Below are 1,672 nucleotides of genomic sequence, written 5' to 3'. Positions count from 1 at the left end.
GCACCACGCCGCCGTATCGCGGCTGCAGCAGCGATACGGCGGCGTGGTGCTGCTCAAGGGGGCGGGCTCGCTCATCTGCGATGGCCAGCGCATCAGCCTCTGCGATGAAGGCAATCCCGGCATGGCCAGTGGCGGCATGGGGGATCTGTTATCTGGTATAATCGCCGCCCTCCTGGCTCAGGGCTGGTCTGCCGGCATGGCCGCGCGACTGGGGGCCGTGATTCACGCAGAGGCCTCCGACCTGGCCGCGGCCGAGGGAGAAAGGGGCATGCTGGCATCGGATCTGCTGCCCTGGATCCGCCGTCTGGTCAATCCGACACCGTAACAAGTAACAAGAAGAACATGGCAAAAACGTTGATGATGACACTGCCGGACGAGGCAGCAACTGTGGCTCTGGGCGGCCGCCTGGCGCAGGCATGCCAACAGGCTACTACCGTATTTCTGCACGGCGCCCTCGGGGCCGGCAAGACCACCCTGACCCGCGGCTGGGTGCAAGGGCTTGGCCATCAAGGCAAGGTTAAGAGTCCGACCTATACCCTGGTGGAGCCCTATGAACTGGCCGACTGGCAGGTCTATCACTTCGATCTCTATCGACTGGCGGATCCGGAAGAGCTGGAATTCATGGGGATTCGGGACTATTTCGGCGCCGATACCCTCTGCCTGGTGGAGTGGCCTGAAAAAGGGGAAGGCTGGCTGCCGTCCCCCGATCTCGAGATTACCCTGACGTATGTAAACGAGCAGCGCGAGGCCCTGATTGCGGCGCGCACTGCTATTGGCGAAGCCATTCTGGAACGGTTGTCATCTCAGTGCGCTTGATCCTTGTTATTGCCCTCTCCCTGATGGCCTTACCCTCCTGGGCAAATCAGCTCAAGAGTGTGCGGGTCTGGCCGTCGCCGGATAACACCCGGGTGGTGCTCGACATGAGCAGCGCCCCCAATTTCAACTACTTCACCCTGAGCGGCCCGAGTCGTCTGGTGATCGATCTCAAGGGGGCGAGCAACGCCGCCAACCTGGCTCGCATCGAGAACAAGAGCGAACTGGTGCGCAAGATCCGCGAGAGCACGCCCCTTGAAAAAGGCAGCATGCGTCTGGTGCTGGATCTCAGCTCCAGCATCAAGCCGGTGGTGTTCCCGCTGGCACCGGCGGGCCCCTACGGTCATCGTCTGGTGATCGATCTGCCCTATGAAGAGAAGGGCGGCGCCACGGCGCAGCCTGCTCCCGTCGGCGGCCAGGGCAAGGCCATCGTCATCGCCATCGATCCGGGCCATGGCGGGGAAGATCCCGGCTCCATCGGCCCGCGCCGCACCTACGAGAAACGGGTGACCCTGGCGGTGTCCCAGAAGTTGGCGGCACTGATCGACCGCGAGCCGGGCATGCGTGCCGTGATGACCCGTCGTGGTGACTATTTCGTCGATCTCAACAAGCGCTCGGAAATCGCCCGCAAGGCCAAGGCGGATCTGCTGGTGTCCGTGCATGCGGACAGCTTCCACAACTCGACCCCGCGCGGCGCCTCGGTCTGGGTGCTGTCGACCAATCGCGCCAACCGCGAGATGGGCAGCTGGCTGGAGAAGCAGGAGAAGCAGGGGGAACTGCTGGGCGGGGTGGGCAAGGTATTGGCCGAGTCCGATCCCAACCCCTATCTGGCGCAGACCTTCCTCGATCTCTCCATGGA

3 protein-coding genes are annotated in these 1,672 nt (G+C 63.3%); all 3 read left to right on the top strand.

The features are described from left to right. A partial coding sequence (locus BN1127_RS14865; protein WP_042649960.1) for an ADP-dependent NAD(P)H-hydrate dehydratase occupies positions 1-325 on the top strand: 325 nt, incomplete at its 5' end. A 17-nt stretch (positions 326-342) separates the two neighbouring features. Next, entirely contained in the window at positions 343-816 is a 474-nt protein-coding gene (gene tsaE, locus BN1127_RS14860) for a tRNA (adenosine(37)-N6)-threonylcarbamoyltransferase complex ATPase subunit type 1 TsaE (protein WP_041206351.1), read from the top strand. Next, on the top strand, positions 807-1,672 hold an 866-nt coding region (locus BN1127_RS14855; RefSeq protein ID WP_042649961.1), incomplete at its 3' end, for an N-acetylmuramoyl-L-alanine amidase. The genes tsaE and BN1127_RS14855, both read left to right, overlap by 10 nt.

Source organism: Aeromonas media (genome assembly GCF_000819985.1).
GTDB classification, from domain to species: Bacteria; Pseudomonadota; Gammaproteobacteria; order Enterobacterales; family Aeromonadaceae; genus Aeromonas; species Aeromonas media.
Note: the sequence above shows the minus strand (reverse complement) of the source record. Positions and strands in the feature narration are given on the sequence as shown.